At 64.8% G+C, this 15,831-nt stretch carries 24 protein-coding genes and 1 pseudogene; 22 read left to right on the top strand and 3 right to left on the bottom strand.

Going from position 1 to position 15,831, the window contains the following annotated elements:
* Positions 1–108 precede the first annotated feature (108 nt).
* Together CFB81_RS22440 and CFB81_RS22430 are read right to left on the bottom strand one after the other, a co-directional pair.
* Entirely contained in the window at positions 109–939 is an 831-nt protein-coding gene (locus tag CFB81_RS22440) for a hypothetical protein (RefSeq protein WP_069264275.1), read from the bottom strand.
* 671 nt (positions 940–1,610) lie between these two features.
* Positions 1,611–1,958, bottom strand: coding sequence for a helix-turn-helix transcriptional regulator (locus CFB81_RS22430; RefSeq protein WP_172820435.1), 348 nt, complete (start codon positions 1,956–1,958; stop codon positions 1,611–1,613).
* Positions 1,959–2,042: 84 nt separating this feature from the next.
* Here CFB81_RS22430 and CFB81_RS22425 point away from each other — a divergent pair, with 84 nt between their 5' ends.
* The 17 genes and pseudogenes from CFB81_RS22425 (at position 2,043) to CFB81_RS22350 (ending at position 10,234) form a co-directional block, all read left to right on the top strand.
* Positions 2,043–2,345, top strand: coding sequence for a YdaS family helix-turn-helix protein (locus tag CFB81_RS22425; protein WP_089436565.1), 303 nt, complete (start codon positions 2,043–2,045; stop codon positions 2,343–2,345).
* 116 nt (positions 2,346–2,461) lie between these two features.
* Entirely contained in the window at positions 2,462–2,836 is a 375-nt protein-coding gene (locus CFB81_RS22420; RefSeq protein WP_059584259.1) for a hypothetical protein, read from the top strand.
* Entirely contained in the window at positions 2,833–3,054 is a 222-nt protein-coding gene (locus tag CFB81_RS22415; RefSeq protein ID WP_179236034.1) for a hypothetical protein, read from the top strand. The genes CFB81_RS22420 and CFB81_RS22415 overlap by 4 nt, the downstream gene beginning before the upstream one ends.
* Complete coding sequence (locus CFB81_RS22410; protein WP_089436564.1) at positions 3,048–3,275, top strand: hypothetical protein; 228 nt, start codon at positions 3,048–3,050, stop codon at positions 3,273–3,275. The genes CFB81_RS22415 and CFB81_RS22410 overlap by 7 nt, the downstream gene beginning before the upstream one ends.
* A complete protein-coding gene (locus CFB81_RS22405; protein ID WP_089436563.1) occupies positions 3,272–3,541 on the top strand; it encodes a hypothetical protein in 270 nt (89 codons plus the stop codon). Before CFB81_RS22410 ends, CFB81_RS22405 begins: the two co-directional genes overlap by 4 nt.
* Positions 3,484–4,407 (top strand): hypothetical protein, encoded by a 924-nt coding sequence (locus CFB81_RS22400; RefSeq protein WP_256976297.1) that lies wholly within the window; start codon positions 3,484–3,486, stop codon positions 4,405–4,407. Before CFB81_RS22405 ends, CFB81_RS22400 begins: the two co-directional genes overlap by 58 nt.
* A pseudogene (locus tag CFB81_RS22395) lies at positions 4,404–5,523 on the top strand (site-specific DNA-methyltransferase). Before CFB81_RS22400 ends, CFB81_RS22395 begins: the two are co-directional and overlap by 4 nt.
* Positions 5,520–6,494 carry a phosphoadenosine phosphosulfate reductase family protein gene (locus tag CFB81_RS22390; RefSeq protein ID WP_179236032.1) on the top strand — a complete coding sequence of 325 codons (975 nt, stop codon included), beginning with the start codon at positions 5,520–5,522 and terminating at the stop codon, positions 6,492–6,494. Before CFB81_RS22395 ends, CFB81_RS22390 begins: the two are co-directional and overlap by 4 nt.
* Positions 6,398–7,597, top strand: a complete 1,200-nt coding sequence (locus CFB81_RS36660; RefSeq protein ID WP_256976296.1) for a YdaU family protein — start codon at positions 6,398–6,400, stop codon at positions 7,595–7,597. The genes CFB81_RS22390 and CFB81_RS36660 overlap by 97 nt, the downstream gene beginning before the upstream one ends.
* Positions 7,594–7,857, top strand: coding sequence for a hypothetical protein (locus tag CFB81_RS35695; RefSeq protein WP_143328628.1), 264 nt, complete (start codon positions 7,594–7,596; stop codon positions 7,855–7,857). The genes CFB81_RS36660 and CFB81_RS35695 overlap by 4 nt, the downstream gene beginning before the upstream one ends.
* Positions 7,854–8,027 carry a hypothetical protein gene (locus CFB81_RS36210; protein ID WP_179236030.1) on the top strand — a complete coding sequence of 58 codons (174 nt, stop codon included), beginning with the start codon at positions 7,854–7,856 and terminating at the stop codon, positions 8,025–8,027. The genes CFB81_RS35695 and CFB81_RS36210 overlap by 4 nt, the downstream gene beginning before the upstream one ends.
* Positions 8,024–8,248, top strand: a complete 225-nt coding sequence (locus CFB81_RS22375; protein ID WP_089436560.1) for a hypothetical protein — start codon at positions 8,024–8,026, stop codon at positions 8,246–8,248. The genes CFB81_RS36210 and CFB81_RS22375 overlap by 4 nt, the downstream gene beginning before the upstream one ends.
* Positions 8,245–8,508, top strand: coding sequence for a hypothetical protein (locus tag CFB81_RS22370; protein ID WP_089436559.1), 264 nt, complete (start codon positions 8,245–8,247; stop codon positions 8,506–8,508). The genes CFB81_RS22375 and CFB81_RS22370 overlap by 4 nt, the downstream gene beginning before the upstream one ends.
* Positions 8,509–8,519: 11 nt before the next feature.
* Positions 8,520–8,774: a hypothetical protein gene (locus CFB81_RS22365; protein ID WP_089436558.1), complete on the top strand. Its 255-nt coding sequence runs from the start codon at positions 8,520–8,522 to the stop codon at positions 8,772–8,774.
* Positions 8,771–9,241, top strand: a complete 471-nt coding sequence (locus CFB81_RS22360; protein ID WP_089436557.1) for a RusA family crossover junction endodeoxyribonuclease — start codon at positions 8,771–8,773, stop codon at positions 9,239–9,241. The genes CFB81_RS22365 and CFB81_RS22360 overlap by 4 nt, the downstream gene beginning before the upstream one ends.
* Positions 9,242–9,251: 10 nt before the next feature.
* Positions 9,252–9,578, top strand: a complete 327-nt coding sequence (locus CFB81_RS22355; RefSeq protein WP_089436556.1) for a hypothetical protein — start codon at positions 9,252–9,254, stop codon at positions 9,576–9,578.
* Entirely contained in the window at positions 9,575–10,234 is a 660-nt protein-coding gene (locus CFB81_RS22350) for a hypothetical protein (protein WP_089436555.1), read from the top strand. Before CFB81_RS22355 ends, CFB81_RS22350 begins: the two co-directional genes overlap by 4 nt.
* A gap of 319 nt (positions 10,235–10,553) precedes the next feature.
* Here the strand turns inward: CFB81_RS22350 and CFB81_RS35690 are convergent, their stop codons facing one another.
* Complete coding sequence (locus CFB81_RS35690) at positions 10,554–10,736, bottom strand: hypothetical protein (RefSeq protein WP_143328627.1); 183 nt, start codon at positions 10,734–10,736, stop codon at positions 10,554–10,556.
* Positions 10,737–10,929: 193 nt separating this feature from the next.
* Here CFB81_RS35690 and CFB81_RS22345 point away from each other — a divergent pair, with 193 nt between their 5' ends.
* The 5 genes from CFB81_RS22345 to CFB81_RS22325 are packed head-to-tail and all read left to right on the top strand — an operon-like array spanning position 10,930 to position 15,830.
* The gene (locus CFB81_RS22345; RefSeq protein WP_089436554.1) at positions 10,930–11,589 is read left to right on the top strand and encodes a putative metallopeptidase; all 660 of its coding nucleotides are present in this window, start codon (positions 10,930–10,932) and stop codon (positions 11,587–11,589) included.
* Positions 11,590–11,607: 18 nt separating this feature from the next.
* The gene (locus CFB81_RS22340) at positions 11,608–12,087 is read left to right on the top strand and encodes a DUF2280 domain-containing protein (RefSeq protein WP_089436553.1); all 480 of its coding nucleotides are present in this window, start codon (positions 11,608–11,610) and stop codon (positions 12,085–12,087) included.
* Positions 12,038–13,591 carry a phage terminase large subunit gene (terL, locus tag CFB81_RS22335; protein ID WP_089436552.1) on the top strand — a complete coding sequence of 518 codons (1,554 nt, stop codon included), beginning with the start codon at positions 12,038–12,040 and terminating at the stop codon, positions 13,589–13,591. The genes CFB81_RS22340 and terL overlap by 50 nt, the downstream gene beginning before the upstream one ends.
* Positions 13,592–13,611: 20 nt before the next feature.
* Positions 13,612–15,078 (top strand): DUF1073 domain-containing protein, encoded by a 1,467-nt coding sequence (locus CFB81_RS22330; RefSeq protein ID WP_089436551.1) that lies wholly within the window; start codon positions 13,612–13,614, stop codon positions 15,076–15,078.
* Entirely contained in the window at positions 15,075–15,830 is a 756-nt protein-coding gene (locus CFB81_RS22325) for a phage minor head protein (protein ID WP_089436550.1), read from the top strand. Before CFB81_RS22330 ends, CFB81_RS22325 begins: the two co-directional genes overlap by 4 nt.
* Position 15,831 lies beyond the last annotated feature (1 nt).

The raw sequence follows: 15,831 nt of genomic DNA, 5'->3' as shown, positions 1-15,831 counted from the left end.
GGAAAATTTGTAACAGAAGGCGGAACGGGAGGCGATCACGCGGGACGCTGCGCGCAAAAAAGCCCGCTCAGGGCGGGCTTGCGCGGACTACGGTATTTCTAGGGAAGGCTATGCCGATTTTCGGCGGACCGCGCGGAAAATAGCGATGGGAGTGACTCCGTACGCATCAGTTGGGCGCCCCATCATTTCACGCAATCCCCCCAGCATTTGCGACATCGCAGAATCGAGACCGGATGAACTGACATCCGGACTGGGCTCAACGACTCCGGGCTGCGCATCGACGATTCCCAAAACAAACCATTGGCCAGGCACTTGCGTGCCATGCTTCAGAGCCAAGTCATCCGGATTGATCAGCATGCTTTCGGCCCGCAAGGTCGACCAAAGAGTATCTTCGCCGATCCTGAACGAAGCCTGGATCGAATGCGGCAGCTTCTGAAGAATTTTCGCGAGGCGATCATAGGATTTTTTTCCCTCCGCCATAACTTTCTGCTTTTGTTTTGGGGGGAGAGTGAGCCCCTCCAGCTCGTTATGCAGGAAAACGTCCGCGAAATCTGACCACATCTCCTTCAGCATTCGAATATCGATCACACTCATTGTGCCGCTCGCCAAGAAAAGCCCACCGATAGGCGTGTTGGCGATCTCGCGATGCACAAACTGAAATTCATCGAGGCGATCGAGTACCTCGATTGGAGCAAGCCAACTGGGGTCAAACAAACGTTCGAGCCCTCGTTCGACCACGTCGGTGCCCCCCATTTCGCCAGACAGCACTTTGATCGACCCGCCCATCTTGGACGTGTCCGACGACGAGTCTTTCGCGGTTCGCTTTGTCTGCGTCAGGACTCCGTCTTCGAACAGCTGCGCAAAATAGAAATCGACCCGCCCTCTATCGAGGTATGCGAAGTCATAGAGATATTCGATGCTTGGTGAGCCTTGATCCACGGTCGATTTCCTCTTGGATTGATTTTTTCTTTTCCTCGAACGTGCGTTGCCGCTCACGGAGGGAGTCCAAGGCCATATGGATTCCCTCGGTGACGCTCTTGCTGAATCTCGAATCGGCTTCCAAGACCTTCTGGACGCTTGAGATAAAGTCTTGATCCATATGGAGATCCTCCCTGCGAAGCCATCATTATAGCTGGCGAGCAGCGCCTGCGATGCCCAAGGCATTCAATTGGCCGGTCAAGTCCTCGGCTCTCCCTAGGGACTGCAGCTGTGCAACCCACGGTCGCGTGATTATATCCGGGAGCTTGGCGTCGCGCCCCCAATTCAGTATCCGCATAACGCGGTTGAAAGCCCCTGTTTTTTGCGCCACACTACTGTACATACATACAGTAGTGTGGCGAACGGAAGACGAGGGCGGCCAGTGGAAGAAGAAATGAAGACGCGCCTGCGCTGCAGGCCGGGAGACTTGGCAAGGGTCGTGGCGAGCACGAACCCAGCGCTGATCGGCACGATCGTGACAATTCAGAGGCTGCGTTCTGACGGCCGGTGGGATGTGCTGCTCGAAAAGCCGGCGTTCGGCTTCACGGGGCTGATGAAGCGGCCGGTCGTGACGCGGGAGTTTTCGTTCTGGGATGCGTCGCTAGAACCGTTGCCGGAGAGCGCCCGGTCTGTTAGTCGCCGCGCGGCCTATCTTCGTCCGGAGTCGAGCGAGGGGTGGGAAGCGTTTGAGCTAGCAAGCCACTGATGTACGCCTCGACCTTGGCGCGGCCGAGGTCGTCGAGCTGATCGTATCCAGCTGGGATCTGCGGGCCCACTTCGTCGCCGAATTCGAGCCACTCCAACGTCGTCAGAAGGGCCCGCGCGAGCGCGAACCCGTTCGTGGTCGTGGTGCTGCCGCCTCGTTCAACCTTTGCTATCGCCGGCTGAGATACGCCGACAAGTTCCGCGACGTGCTTCTGGGACAGGCCCAGTGCTTCGCGACGCTCCTTTGCCCGACGCCCGAATTCAGGATTTTCCATAGCGGGCATCGTATAACCTTGGTTGTAGGGCGGCAAATAACCAAAGTTCTTGCGGATGAATAACTTTGGTTATAGTATTGCCGCATGAAACCGACCAATTGCTCCGTGCCGGCTCTGGAGGCAGCGATCCAAAAAGCTGGGTCGCAGTCCGCACTTGCCCGCCTGATCGGCAAAAAGCAGCCACACATCCACAAGTGGCTGCATTCCCCCAATCCAATGAGACCCGAGAACTGTGTCCTCGTCGGAAATGCCGTCGGCATCCCGTACAGGGACTTCCGTCCGACCGATTGGCACCTGATCTGGCCTCATCCCGCGGAAGCCGCCGAGCCGGGCGCATGTATGTCAGAAGGGGAGCGGCACGACGTGCTTCATGCGGGCATCGGCTGATCGAAGTGGTTCGCATTAGTTGAAAGCTGGCCAGGTGTTGTCCTGGCCTTTATTTCGCCCCGGCGCCAATTGGGTAAGCAAGTGGGTAATCAACTGGGTAACGATTGATTTTTCGTATGAACCAGCCAGAAATCAGGATGTTCGCGCTGTGGACGCCGGCCGCCACGCTTCCCGAGAGCGAGATCGAGGCCATGACGTTTGAGGAGTGCCTGGCGAAGGCGCTCGAGATCGGCGTCACGCGCTTCGATCGAAAGACGCTCGCGAAGAAATCGAAGATCCACTATCCGCACCTCGGCGATCTGATCGCCGGGCGCCGGCCGTTTCCCGCGACGAAACTGCACCTGTTCTGCATGTTCAGCGGCTGCGACTACCCGCGGCAGTGGCTCGCGATCCAGGAGCGCAAGGCGATCGAGGAATACCGGCGGCTCAGCCAGCAGGCGATCGGCGAGTTCGTCCAGCAGGCATTCGGCCAGCGGCAGGTGGCGGCATGACGCTGACTCTCCGCCAGCGCGACGTCGGCAAGCTCTTCGCCCGCAAGCTCGGGCGCCCCATGACCTACCTCGGCCTCGTCGAGGAAAAGCACCTTTTCATCTTCCGCGATCCTCCGCAGGACTACCTCGCGTTCCGGCCCGACCAGCTCTGGATGCTCGAACGCGTGCGGCCCGAGGCGGCTCCGATCGACAACACGAAGGAGGGCGGCTCGTGCTGACCGAACTGTTCGAGCGCGCGGCGTTGCGCGCAGGCTGGCGCGCCGCGCGCGCCGGTGTGCCGTTCCATGAGAACCCGCTGCGCGGCGCGCTCGCCTGCTTCGCGCGGCAGTGGGGGCGCGGCTGGGCGGCGGCGAATGACTGCCCGCGGCCGTACAGCTTCTACGACTGGGAGCTGGGCATTTGCGCGACGACTGCCGAGCAGTATCGGGAGGCCGCATGAGCACGGCGAGCGCCTGGAATCCTCGATTCCTCGCACACGCGCAGTCGCGCGGAATGACGCCCGAGCAAGTGCGTGATGCCGACTGCGTCGCGTTTCCCGGCGGCCGCATGGCGGGCTTCATCTGCTGGAACAGCGCGCGGGTCCGCGAATTCGTCGCCGAGACGGGCGCTGACCGTCGCGACGTGACGCGCCTCGGTTCCTACGACGCATGGCTGGCGGCGCGCTTCGGTGCTGCGCAGCTCGAACTGCCGCTGGAGGTCTCATGACCTGGGCGCACGATGACCTCGCCAAGGATCTCGCCGCGCATCTTCGCGGCGCGTCCGATCGCCTCGTATGGACCGACATGCAGCTCGGGCCGGCCGGCTCGCCGCGGCCCGACGTATACACGGTGCCGTGTTCGTTCGCTCGGTTCCAGCCGGTCGCCTACGAATGCAAGATCAGCGTCGCCGACTTCCGGCGCGACGTGACGGCAGGGAAGTGGACGTCGTACTTGCGCTTCGCCGCCGGCGTCATCTTCGCCGCGCCGGCCGGCCTGCTGAAGAAGGAAAACATTCCGGCCGGCTGCGGCCTGATCGTGCGCGGCCCGGACGGCTGGCGCTCGCTGAAGGGCCCGACGCTGAAGAACATGGAGAACCTGCCGCGCGACGCGTGGATCAAGCTGATCATCGACGGCATGGCGCGGCTCGCGGACCAAAGCCACGAGCAGCTGCGCGCGGGCCTGTGCAATGAATGGACGTTCGAAAAGAAGCTGCGCGCGCGTCTCGGCAACATCGTCGCGGATGCTGTCAGGGATCAGCTGCATGCGGAACACCGTCTGAAGGCGGCCACCGAGCGGATTGAGAACCTGGCCGCGGAGGCGGAAAACGAGCGGCGGCTGATCCTCGATCGCGCGAAGGAGCATGCGGAGCGGGACGCCGCGCTGATCGATAGCGCGCGCATCGAGCTCGCGCGTGCGCTCGGCCTGCCGGCCGGCGCGGGGGCGTGGGAGATCGCCAACGCCTGCAAGCAAGCCGTGCGGCGCGTCAGCATCGATTCGGAGGTTAAGCGGCTCCGTCAGCAGCTGGAGCGCATTCAGGTTGCGATCGAATCGGCTGCCGAGCCGCTGCCGCACATCGCGCGGGAGGTGGGATGAACTGGCTCGACCGTTCCCACCGCGGCGACTGCCGCGACCTGATGCGCGCGATGGTAGCCGACGGCGTGCGGGTGCAGACGATCGTCACGTCGCCGCCGTACTGGGGCCTGCGCTCGTATCTGCCCGACGGCCACCCGGACAAGCATCGCGAGATCGGGCAGGAGCCGACGCTGCGCGAGTTCATCGACACGCTGGTCGGTGTGTTCGATCTCGCGCGCGAGCTGCTCGCCGACGACGGCACGCTGTGGCTCAACATGGGCGACGCATACGCTGGCTCATGGGGCGCGCAAGGGCGCGGCGGTCAGATGGCCTGCCGGTCCACGATCAGCGCTCAGCAGATCGCGGCCGCGCAACGTAAGCAAAGCGGCACCGGCTCGCTGTCGCGCTCCGGTTTGAAGGCGAAGGACCTGATGGGCCAGCCATGGCGGCTCGCGTTCGCATTGCAGGACGCCGGCTGGTATCTACGGCAGGACATCATCTGGCACAAGCCGAACCCGATGCCGGAGAGCGTGCGCGATCGCTGCACGAAGGCGCACGAGTCTGTTCCTGCTGAGCAAGAGCCCGAAGTACTACTTCGACCAGGAAGCGATCCTCGAACCCGTCAGCCCGAACACGCATGCGCGCCTGTCGCAGAACGTGCAGGCGCAGATCGGCAGCGAGCGCTCGAACGGCGGGACGAAGACGAACGGGAACATGAAGGCCGTCGGCCGCGGTGTCGGATGGGGGCACGGAACTGACGCCGGCGAGCGTTCGCGCGGCCGCGTGAAGCGGAAGTTGGCTAACAAAAGCAATGGCACGAAGAACAACGCCAGCTTCGACGAGGCGATGGCGATCATGCCGACCGAGCGCAACCGTCGTTCCGTGTGGACCATCCCGACGCAGTCGTACAGCGGCGCGCACTTTGCCACGTTTCCGGAAGCGCTCGTCGAGCCCTGCGTGATGGCCGGCAGCCGGCCGGGCCACGTCGTGCTCGATCCGTTCTTCGGCAGCGGCACCGTCGGCCAGGTCGCGCAGCGGCTCGGCCGACGCTTCCTCGGCTGCGAGCTGAACCCCGACTACGAGCAGTTGCAGCGCGACCGCCTGCGCCAGCCCGGCCTCGTGCTGGAGGTGTTGTGATGGACCGGCCGACTCTTCACGTCGTCTCGCTGTCGGGCGGGAAGGACAGCACCGCAACACTGCTCGTCGCGCTCGAGCTGCACGGCCGCGAGAACGTCCGCGCCGTGTTCGCCGACACCGGCAACGAGCACGAGTCGACGTACGAATACGCGCTTGAATACCTGCCTCGCGCGCTCGGCATTACCGTCGACGTGGTGCGCGCCGACTTCGCAGACGAGTTCGCGACGAAGCGCGCGAACCTCGCGCGGCTCGCGGCAGGCGAGCCGGAATCGGCCGTCTACGGAAAGCGCGAGTTCATGTACGCGTGGACTCCCGAAGCGGCGGCGCGCGCGCTCGACCTGCTTCGACCGAGCGGGAACCCGTTCCTTGACCTGTGCATGGTGCGTGGTGGTTTCCCTTCCCGGAAGCGGCAGTTCTGCACTGAATACCTGAAGCGCAACCCGCTTACCGAGTATGCCCTCGGCCTGATCGACGATGGCTACTTCGTCGAATCGTGGCAGGGCGTGCGAGCGGACGAGAGCGAGGCGCGCCGGTGGCTTCCGAGTTACGAATGGCGCGGGGGGCATTACGCCGTATTCCGGCCGATTCTGCGCTGGAATGTTGCCGATGTGTTCGATGCGCACGCAACTGCCGGCATCTCCGCAAACCCGTTGTACCGCGAAGGCATGACGCGCGTCGGGTGCATGCCCTGCATCAACGCAGGGAAGCTCGAATTGCGCGAGGTCGCGCGCCGCTTTCCCGAGCACGTCGAGCGCATCGCCGCGTGGGAGAGCCTCGTTTCGGAGGTGTGCCGACCCTTGAGCCCCGTCTCATTCTTCCACATGGGCACAACGGGGCATTCGGGCCAAGCCACAACAGTGCATCAGGTCGTCGAGTGGTCGAAAACGACGCGCGGCGGCCGCCAATACGACCTACTCGCGGACGCCGCGCCGGCGACCGCATGCGCTTCGGCGTACGGATTGTGCGAATGAATCAGCTCCCGAATCCTCTCACCCCAGCGGACTGCAACCTCCGCGATTTCCCGTTCATGCCGCTCGAGGTGAAGCGCCTGTTGACGTCCGAGACGTGGATCCTCGGCAGCGGCGACGAGCGCGCGGCCGCGATCACGCTGTGGCTCGAAAGCTGGCATCAGATTCCGGCCGCCAGCCTGCCGGCCGACGACCGCATGCTCGGCCATCTGGCCCAATCGAAGAGCTGGAAGCGCGTAAAGGAACACGCGCTGCGCGGCTGGGTGAAGTGTGCCGACGGCCGCCTCTATCACCCGGTCGTCGCCGAGAAGGTGCTCGAAGCGTGGGTCTCGAAGCTGACCAGCAGCCTGTCCGGCACCACGGGCAACGCGAAGCGCTGGGGCATCGAGGTCGACACCGTGGCCGTGCGCGCGCAGATCGTCGAGGCCGCGAACCTCCTGAAAGCGATCGCCCCGCAATCCGAATGGCTGCGAAAAAAGCAGGTTCGGGAGATCGTATCCGATTCGCGTCGCGATCCCGATCCGATCGCCCCCCGATCACCAACGCAATCGCCCCCCGATTCGCCCCCCGATCGCAAGAGAGAGGGAGAGGGAGATGTAAACACAGCAAGCGGCGGCGGCACAGCACAGGGAGGCGGGGAAGAACCGCCGATCGCCGCCGCTTTCGTCGAAATCCTTCGCTCGTCTGGCGTCGGCTTCGCCGCCGACGACACGCGGTTGGCGGGCTGGCCCGGGCGCGGCGTGACGTCCGACGACCTGCGCGCGGCCATCGCCACGGGGCGCAAGCGCCGTGAGCGCGAGCGCTCCGAGCAGCCGCTGAACCTTGGCTTGCTCGAGCTGATCCTCGGCGATCTCCTCGCCGCGCGCGCCGCGACGCCCGCGTCAGGTGCACGCACTGTCGGCGACTGGTGGCGCTCGTGGACCGGCATCGTCGAGCACGGCGGCACGCTCGGCATCGAGCAGGGCCGCGACGAACCTCCGTTCGATTTCAAGCTGCGCGTGTTCGACGCCGCGGGCGACGGCCCGTGGTGGGACGACCACAACCGCGCATTTCGCAACACTGCCGGCCCGGTCGCGGCCGGCGCTTTGATGGGGGAAGGGCGATGAACTGCAAAGTCGGCGACATGGCAGTCCTGATCCAAGGGGTGAATGCTGGGCATGTCTGCGAAGTGTTGAGCCCGTGGGGCACGAGGAACGGCCGTTTCGTTTGGAACGTGCGCATGGTCGTTTCGCTTCCGCGCTTTCTCGACGGCGACCGCTCTCGGCCTGATTCGCCATCGCGGGAGGGGCAATGCTGCGACGTGAACCTGCGCCCGATCAGCGGCGTGCCGGTGACGGACGACGTCAGCGAAGAGGTGACGGCATGAAGCGGATAACGAAGGCGATGAAGCAGGCCGGCGGCCATCGATACTGCTGCGAATGCGCGGCTCACGGCCCGCGCGTGAAGGCGCACTGGACGCACAAGGGGCGCGACTACTGCGATGCGCACAAGCCGGCCGAGACGGTTGCGCGGCCTGCGCGCGAGGTGCGCCCATGAGCCTGCTGACGGGGAACACTCGCTATCGGCTCGGCTGGTTCGGGAAGGTGATTCTCGAGGTGTCGGAATGGCGGCGCCAAGCCGCCCTTAGCCATCCCGATACCTGGCCGTGGATCGAGGTGTGGCGCGATGCCACGTTTCGCGACGTGCTTGACCTGGCGGAGCGGAACTGGGCACTCGTCCCGCGCCCTTCGAAGGACGCCGGGAGGGCAGTGCGATGAACTGCAAACTGGGCGATCTGGCCATCATCATTCGCGCGCCGAAGGCTCCGGAAAACGTCGGGCGCATCGTCAAAGTCGCCGAGGCTTTCGGCGAGCACAAGGGCTACTTTTGCTGGACCGTCACGTCGGACTCGCCGATGACCGTGTTCGTGAACGGCGTGCCGACGTTGAAAACCGCAGGCGCGATTCCCGATGCATGGCTCCGTCCTGTCTCGGGTCTGCCCGTGACCGACGACGTCGAAGACGAGGTGACGGCATGAGGGTCTTGGGTATGGATGTGATCGAGTCGCCGCTGTGCGCTGACGTGCCGCGCATGACCGTTTCGCCGCGATTCGCCGAGCTGATGCCCGCCGAGTTCGTGAGCGACTTGAACCGGTGGATGCGCGAGTTCTTCGGCACTTCCGACGTGTCGTACATCGTCGAAGGCCGCACGATCGTCATGAGCCCGCGCGCGGCCGCCGCTCTCCGCCGGCAGGCTTCGCAGGCTTCGGTTCGTCCCGGGCATTGGCAAGGGTGGCGGGTATGACGCAGCAATCGCTCATCACGGCGTCGCCGATCGCGCAGCGCGTCGAGTTCGTCGTTCCCGGCACGCCGGTCGCGAAGGGCCGCCCGAAGTTCGCGCGCCGCGGCGCCCACGTCAGGGTCTACACGCCCGAGGAGACGGAGCGGTACGAGAACCTCGTGAAGATGGCCGCCCGCGCCGCGATGCGTAGCGCCGAGCCGTACGCCGGCCCGATCCGTCTGATCGTGCACATCGGCCTGCCCATCCCGGCGAGCTGGTCGATGAAGCGCCAGGGCGAGGCGGCCGCCGGCGCCATCGGCGCGACGAAGAAGCCGGACGCCGACAACGTTGTCAAGGCGTTGAAGGACGGCATGAACGGAGTGGTGTACGTCGACGACGGCCAGGTCGTCGACCTCTGGGTGTCGAAGCGCTACGCGCGCACGCCGGGCGTGCGGATCGAGGCGATCGAGTTGAATTTGAAGTCAGCATAGGAGCGGGGCCTTGAAAGCAAAAAGCAAACTCACCATCAACGCGATGATCGCGGCCATGAAGCCCGGCATCCGCTATTCGGCACACGACCTCGCACGGCGCTTGAAGCACCCCGTTTCGTCGGTGCGCCAGCTGCTGTCGCTCGACGTCGCGCTCGCGCGACTCGACTGCCATTCGGAGAGCCGCGGGCGGATGTACTCGCTCGCGGGCACGAGCCGCTCGCCCGGCACGCACGTCGACACGCGCATCCGGCCGGACTTCACGAGCAACCTGTCGGGCTACATGGCTGAGCTGAACACGCGCCAGGCGCTGGCGATGATGACGCGGGGTGGCCGGTGATCGCCATCTTCGAGAACACGCAGCAGGCGCTGCACGTCAGCTTCCTGGTGACGTCGCTGCCGCCGCGGCAGAAGCAGCAGTTCCGCCTGGCGTTGATCCAGATCCTCGAATCGGTCGGCCGTCTCAGCACGCGCCAGGCTGAATTCCTCGACTACCTGTACGGCACCTCGTCGGGCACGATCAACTTCGACGGGCTGAGCGGTGACGAAATCCGGGCCCAGTGCGCGATGGTCGTCGGCGCGGTGCGTGATCACTTGCTGAAGCCGGAACGCAACGCGGTGTGGCTGCGATACGCCTGCGGGATGCCGGCGCGCCCGGCGAGCGCCGCGCGCGCCGCAGACCCGGGTATCCCGCCGTCGGTCGAGTGGAAGCGGGCGCTGGTCGAGATGCGGACGTACCTGCGCCCGTCGCTCACCGTGACGAACGGGAAGGCGATCATGGCGCTGATCGCCGGTCATTCGCAGGCACGGCTGCGCCAGGACGGGTTGTCGTATCGGGAAATCTCCGAGGAGACGCACGTCACGGTCCGCACGCTCGAGCGCAACGCGCAGATCATCCGGAAGCGGCTCGTCGAGCTGGAGCACCAGGCCGTGAAGCGGCTGACGCCACTCTTCGAGCGAAACAACGTGACGATCGCGGAGGCCGTTGAGGCGTAAGGGGTATGGCGAAAATTCCCCTTGCAAATGTGGCGGACAGGGTATAAATTTTCGTCACATTGCAGAGTTGCGACCAAAGCCCGCCGAGCCGACAAGCCAGCGGGCTTTTTCGTTGCGGCGTGTCCGCGCTATACTCGGCTCGGCCTTAGCTACGCCGGCGGGAAAGACGTAGCGAGGTGATCAGCCAGCGCGCCGAAAGGTGCAGACGGGTTTCCGCCGCCCTGCTGGCACCAGACATGTTGAGCCCGCTGAGCGAAAGTCAGCGGGCTTTTTACTTGGTCGGCTGGATCTAAACCAACTTTTAATAAGTCCCCCGTTTCTACAGCGCGTCTATTTCCTTGGCGATTTTGGCCACGGTTGCGCCGATAAATTGTCCGAGCAGCGCTCCATCTCTGGCGGGGTCCATAAACCATCGGTCGCCGGTGGCTGGTGCGACTAAACCGGATGCGAGTGCTGCTTTGACGAGTTCGACGGCCTGCTCTGTTGCTCGTGCTGTAGTCATTAATGCTCTCCTGTTTGCGCTTTTTAGATGGTTGGCCGCGACCGCGTTCTGAACTCGCGGCCACGAGGATATTGCGTTAATTGAGTGATTTCAGTCAATGTCATTTAATTATTTTAATAATTTCATTATCTGAATCAAATTGGCGGCATTAACTTGAGTGTTTCATTATTCGAATCAAATCGCAGATATTCAAATGAAGAGATCTGCTGCGATAGCGAAAATGTTGCCAATATCTCGCCCGTTCCCGCCTGACGTCCTCTTCGACGATTCGAACTGGATCCAGCACATCGTGCCGGCCGACGGCGTGGCCGAGTGGGTGAACGAGACGCTCTTGCGCGACGGCGCGCCGCTACACAACCCTGACCACGAGCACCTGATCGGCGCCGACGTCGCCTACCTATGGGCGGCCGTCGAGAATGTGCGCCAGATGCGCCGCGTCGTCGGCCAGTGCGAAGAGGTGACGATCCGCGCCGGTGGCTGGCAGCGCGCCCGGCAGGAACAGCAGTACCTCGAATGGTTCGGCCGCGTGCCGGCGTTCCTGATCACGCTCGACGCGCACTACGCGCGCGAGTGCAACGACCTGCAGTGGTGCGCGCTCGTCGAGCATGAGCTGTACCACATCGGCCAGCGCACCGACGAGTTCGGCGCGCCGGCTTTCACGAAGGACGGCATGCCGAAGCTCGGCATCCGCGGGCACGACGTCGAGGAATTCGTCGGCATCGTCCGGCGCTACGGCGTGGCCGGTGGCGCCGGCGACACCGCGAAGCTCGTCGCCGCAGCCCAGCGCGCGCCGGAAGTCGGCCACATCGACATCGCGCGCGCCTGCGGTACCTGCATCCTGCGGGCCGCGTAACCCGAACGTTTTCCCGCTATGGCAGCACTTCCCGACGCGATCAAGGTGTTCATCGTGCAGTCGCTGGCGTGCTTCGACACGATCGCGCGCACCGTGAAGGACGTGCGCGAGGTGTTCGGCGTCGAGGTGTCGTCGCAGCAGTGCGAGCGCTACGACCCGACGAAGCGGGCCGGCGCGACGCTCAGCAAGAAGTACCGCGAGATCTTCGAGCGCACGCGCGCGGAGTTTCTCAACGACACATCCCGCATCGGTGTGTCGCACCGCGCGGTGCGCCTGCGCGCGCTCGACCGAGCCGTCGCGGAAGCGGAGCGACGCAACAACCTGCCGCTGATGGCGCAGCTGCTCGAACAGGCTGCGAAGGAATCCGGCGACGCCTACACGAACCGGCGCCGCCTCGAACACACTGGGGAGAACGGCGGCCCGATCGAGAACAGGACGGTCGTCGTCGATGAAAGCCAGGTCGCAGCCGCCGTCGCCAAACTCGAAGACGAGTATTGACCCCGCCATCGAGCGGGCCGTCCTGAAGGCGAAGTGCGAGCGGGACCACCTGTTTTTCAGCCGGTACTTCTTCAAGCACAGGCAGGCGATCAAGTTCCGCGTCAACTGGCACCACGTGCTGATCGCCGACACGGTGCAGCGCGTGATCGACGGCACGCTGAAGAACGTCGTCATCAACGTGCCGCCGGGCTCGTCGAAGACCGAGCTGGTCGCGATCAACCTGATCGCGCGCGGCCTCGCGCTGAACCCGCGCGCGCGGTTCCTGCACATCAGCTACTCGGACGATCTTGCGCTGTTGAACAGCGAGACGGCGCGCGACATCGTCTCATCCGACGAGTACCAGGCGCTCTGGCCGCTGAAGGTGGCTGACGACGCGAAGTCGAAGAAGCGCTGGAACGTGCTCGTCGACGGGAAGAAAGCCGGCGGCGTGTACGCGGTGTCGCTCGGCGGCCAGATCACTGGCTTCCGGGCCGGGCACATGGCCGAGGGTTGGCAGGGCGCGATCATCATCGACGACCCGCTGAAGGTTGAGGACGCGTACAGCAAGACGAACCGGGACAAAGCCAACCGCAAGCTGCAGTCGACCGTGAAGAGCCGAAAGGCGAGTCCGGACACGCCGATCATCGTGATCATGCAGCGGCTTGCGGAGGAAGATCCGACGGGCTTCATCAAGGCGCGCAAGCTGCCGGGCGAGTGGGAGTTCATCGAGATCCCGGCGCTGATCACCGACGAGTACGTCGCGAAGCTGCCGGCACACATCCGCGAACGCGTCGAGCGCGACGAGCGAGACGAGGACGGCCGGTACAGCTACTGGCCGTACAAGGAACCGCTGCAGGAGCTACTCGCGTCCGAGAAGGCCGACGCGTACGTCTTCAACGGCCAGTACATGCAGCGGCCGTCGCCGCTGGGCGGCGGGATCATCCAGAGCGGCAAGTTCCTGCGCTACGGCGCGCTGCCGCAGCTGCAGTACCGGAAGATCTTCGCCGACACGGCGCAGAAGACCGCCGAGCGGAACGACTACAGCGTGTTCGAGTGCTGGGGCCTCGGCTACGACAACCGTGTGTACCTGATCGACCTGGTGCGCGGGAAGTGGAAGGCGCCGGAGCTGAAGCGGCGCGCGATCGACTTCTGGAACAAGCACGCGGCCATCGGTGCCGACGATCCGGGCGCACCGGTGCTGCGCCAGATGAAGGTCGAGGACAAGTCCAGCGGTACCGGGCTGATTCAGGACATTCAGGCCGAGGGCGGCATCCCGATCGAGGGCATCGAGCGCGTGAAGGACAAGCTGACGCGCGTCATGGACGTCGTGAGCCACATCGACGCTGGCAACGTCGGCGTCCCGCTGGATGCCCCGTGGGTCAGCGACTTCTTGACCGAGTGCGACTCGTTCACGGCTGACGACACGCACATGCACGACGACCAGATCGATCCGATGGTCGACGCAATCAACGACATGCTGGGAGGCGCGAAGGACCTGTCGGTCTGGGAGCGGCTTGCCGGTTGAGCACGACAGGATTTCCCGGAATGTCGAAACGGAAGCAACAGACCCGGCCGCCGCGCGCGCCGGCGGCGACGCACGCCCATCGCACGGCCGACTCGTTCGCCAACTTCGAGGCGCGGCTCGGCTGGGGTGCCGACAACCAGGCGTCGGCGGCGCAGTACACGCTGTCGTACCAGAGCCGCAACCGCGTCTGGCTCGAAGCCGCGTATCGCGGATCGTGGATCGTGCGCGCCGCGGTGGACGCGATCCCGGAGGACATGACCCGCAAGGGCATCGAAATGTCCGGCCTCGATCCTACCGACGTGTCCAAGATGGAGACGGCGCTGACGCGCAAGGCGATCTGGGACCAGCTCTGCGACACCGGCAAGTGGGCGCAGCTGTACGGCGGTGCGATCGCGGTGATGCTGATCGACGGCCAGGACATGTCGCAGCCGCTTCGGCGCGAGACCATCGGAAAAGGCCAGTTCAAGGGCCTGCTCGTGCTCGACCGCTGGATGGTTGTGCCGCCGGTCGGCGAAGTGGTGACCGAGTTCGGCCCCGATCTCGGCATGCCGAAGTACTACGACGTGCTGCCGACGACGATCGGCTTGCCGCAAGGACGGATTCACCACTCGCGCGTGCTGCGCATGGACGGCGAAGCACTGCCGTACTACCAGCGCATTAGCGAGAACGGATGGGGCCTGTCGATCCTCGAGCCGATGTGGGACCGACTCATCGCGTTCGACAGCGCGACGGTCGGCGCCGGCCAGCTCGTCTACAAGGCGCATCTGCGCACGCTGAGCGTCGAGAAGCTGCGCGAGATCATCGCGATGGGCGGCCCGGCGCTCAACGGCCTGCTGAAGCAGGTCGAGATGATCCGGCTCGGGCAGTCGAACGAGGGCATCACCCTCATCGACGCGACCGACAAGTTCGAGACGCACCAGTACGCGTTCAGCGGGCTATCCGACGTCCTGCTCCAGTTCGCGATGCAGCTCAGCGGCGCGACCGGCATTCCGCTCGATCGCCTGTTCGGCCAGCAGCCGGCCGGCCTGAGCGACACCGGTGAAGGGTCGCGCCTGCTGTATCACGAGAAGGTGCACACGCGGCAGGAGCGTCGGATGCGCAACCCGCTGCACGGGCTGCTCGACGTGATGTGCCGGTCGGAGATCGGTCAGCCGTTGCCCGAGGATTTCTCGTACGAGTTCAACCCGCTGCAGGAGATGTCGGCCGCTGAGAAGGCAGAGATCGGCAACAAGACGGTCGATTCGGTGACGAAGGCCGTCGACGCCGACCTGATTCCACGCAGCCAGGGAATGCGCGAGCTGAAGGCGTCGTCGCCCGACACTGGCATGTTTGGCGACATCCCTGACGAAGCGATCGAGCAGGCCGAGCGCGACGAACAGGGCGAGGACCCGCCGGTTATCGATCCGACGCTTCCGCTCGGCCCTGCGCTGGGCGCGGCCGCACGCACGAACGATTCTCTGCTTCGAAGACTATTCCGACGTCGATGATCCTCACCCTCGATCGAAAGCGCGACCGGCGCAAGAACCCTGTCCGGCTGAGCGGTGCCGAGCGGCAGTACGGCAGCCAGTTGCGCAAGATCGCCCATCAGGTCGGCGTGCTCGTGAACGGCTTTCCGGCCGATGACGCGTCGTATGCGCCGACGATCGAGGAACTGCTGCGGCGGTACGCCGAGGCGCTCGCGCCGTGGGCCGAGGCGACCGCGGCGCGCATGATCGCCGACCTGAACCGGCGCGACGAGCAGATGTGGATGAAGCAGGCCGCCGACATGTCGCGCGCGCTGCGCGAAGAAATCCGCGGCGCGGCCACCGGCGAGACGATGCGTGCGCTCCTGTCCGAGCAGGTGCGGCTGATCAAGTCCATTCCGCTCGACGCGGCCGAGCGCGTGCATCGGCTCACGCTGGAAGGAATCGTCGACGGCGCGCGCGCTGCGCAGATATCGAAGGCGATTCACGAGTCTGGACAGGTCGCGAAGAGTCGGGCCGACACGATCGCGAGAACCGAGGTCAGTCGTACGGCCGCGACCCTCACCGAGGCGCGCGCGCTCGACGTCGGGAGCCCGGGCTACTTCTGGCGGACGTCTGGCGACTCGGACGTACGCGAGGACCATCGCGAGCTGGAAGGCAAGTTTTTCACGTGGGACAAGCCGCCGGTCGCGGATAAGCGGTCGGGCGCGCGGGCGCACCCGGGCTGCATCTACAACTGCCGATGCTGGGCCGAAGTCGTGCTTCCGAAGGACTGAT

It is taken from the genome of Burkholderia sp. AU28863, from assembly GCF_002223195.1.
Lineage (GTDB): Bacteria > Pseudomonadota > Gammaproteobacteria > Burkholderiales > Burkholderiaceae > Burkholderia > Burkholderia sola.
This window is presented reverse-complemented; position numbering and strand designations above follow the sequence as displayed.

Excerpts from the sequence above, each read along its gene's own strand:
- terL (WP_089436552.1), top strand. The coding sequence starts at position 12,038 with ATGAAAGCCAGGTCGCAGCCGCCGTCGCCAAACTCGAAGACGAGTATT.
- CFB81_RS22400 (WP_256976297.1), top strand. The coding sequence starts at position 3,484 with ATGGCTGGCGGCGCGCTTCGGTGCTGCGCAGCTCGAACTGCCGCTGGA.
- CFB81_RS22325 (WP_089436550.1), top strand. The coding sequence starts at position 15,075 with ATGATCCTCACCCTCGATCGAAAGCGCGACCGGCGCAAGAACCCTGTC.
- CFB81_RS36210 (WP_179236030.1), top strand. The coding sequence starts at position 7,854 with ATGAAGCGGATAACGAAGGCGATGAAGCAGGCCGGCGGCCATCGATAC.
- CFB81_RS22360 (WP_089436557.1), top strand. The coding sequence starts at position 8,771 with ATGACGCAGCAATCGCTCATCACGGCGTCGCCGATCGCGCAGCGCGTC.
- CFB81_RS22405 (WP_089436563.1), top strand. The coding sequence starts at position 3,272 with ATGAGCACGGCGAGCGCCTGGAATCCTCGATTCCTCGCACACGCGCAG.
- CFB81_RS22370 (WP_089436559.1), top strand. The coding sequence starts at position 8,245 with ATGAACTGCAAACTGGGCGATCTGGCCATCATCATTCGCGCGCCGAAG.
- CFB81_RS22340 (WP_089436553.1), top strand. The coding sequence starts at position 11,608 with ATGGCAGCACTTCCCGACGCGATCAAGGTGTTCATCGTGCAGTCGCTG.
- CFB81_RS22345 (WP_089436554.1), top strand. The coding sequence starts at position 10,930 with ATGAAGAGATCTGCTGCGATAGCGAAAATGTTGCCAATATCTCGCCCG.
- CFB81_RS22365 (WP_089436558.1), top strand. The coding sequence starts at position 8,520 with ATGGATGTGATCGAGTCGCCGCTGTGCGCTGACGTGCCGCGCATGACC.
- CFB81_RS22375 (WP_089436560.1), top strand. The coding sequence starts at position 8,024 with ATGAGCCTGCTGACGGGGAACACTCGCTATCGGCTCGGCTGGTTCGGG.
- CFB81_RS22330 (WP_089436551.1), top strand. The coding sequence starts at position 13,612 with ATGTCGAAACGGAAGCAACAGACCCGGCCGCCGCGCGCGCCGGCGGCG.
- CFB81_RS22420 (WP_059584259.1), top strand. The coding sequence starts at position 2,462 with ATGAACCAGCCAGAAATCAGGATGTTCGCGCTGTGGACGCCGGCCGCC.
- CFB81_RS35695 (WP_143328628.1), top strand. The coding sequence starts at position 7,594 with ATGAACTGCAAAGTCGGCGACATGGCAGTCCTGATCCAAGGGGTGAAT.
- CFB81_RS22430 (WP_172820435.1), bottom strand. The coding sequence starts at position 1,958 with ATGGAAAATCCTGAATTCGGGCGTCGGGCAAAGGAGCGTCGCGAAGCA.
- CFB81_RS35690 (WP_143328627.1), bottom strand. The coding sequence starts at position 10,736 with ATGACTACAGCACGAGCAACAGAGCAGGCCGTCGAACTCGTCAAAGCA.
- CFB81_RS22425 (WP_089436565.1), top strand. The coding sequence starts at position 2,043 with ATGAAACCGACCAATTGCTCCGTGCCGGCTCTGGAGGCAGCGATCCAA.
- CFB81_RS22415 (WP_179236034.1), top strand. The coding sequence starts at position 2,833 with ATGACGCTGACTCTCCGCCAGCGCGACGTCGGCAAGCTCTTCGCCCGC.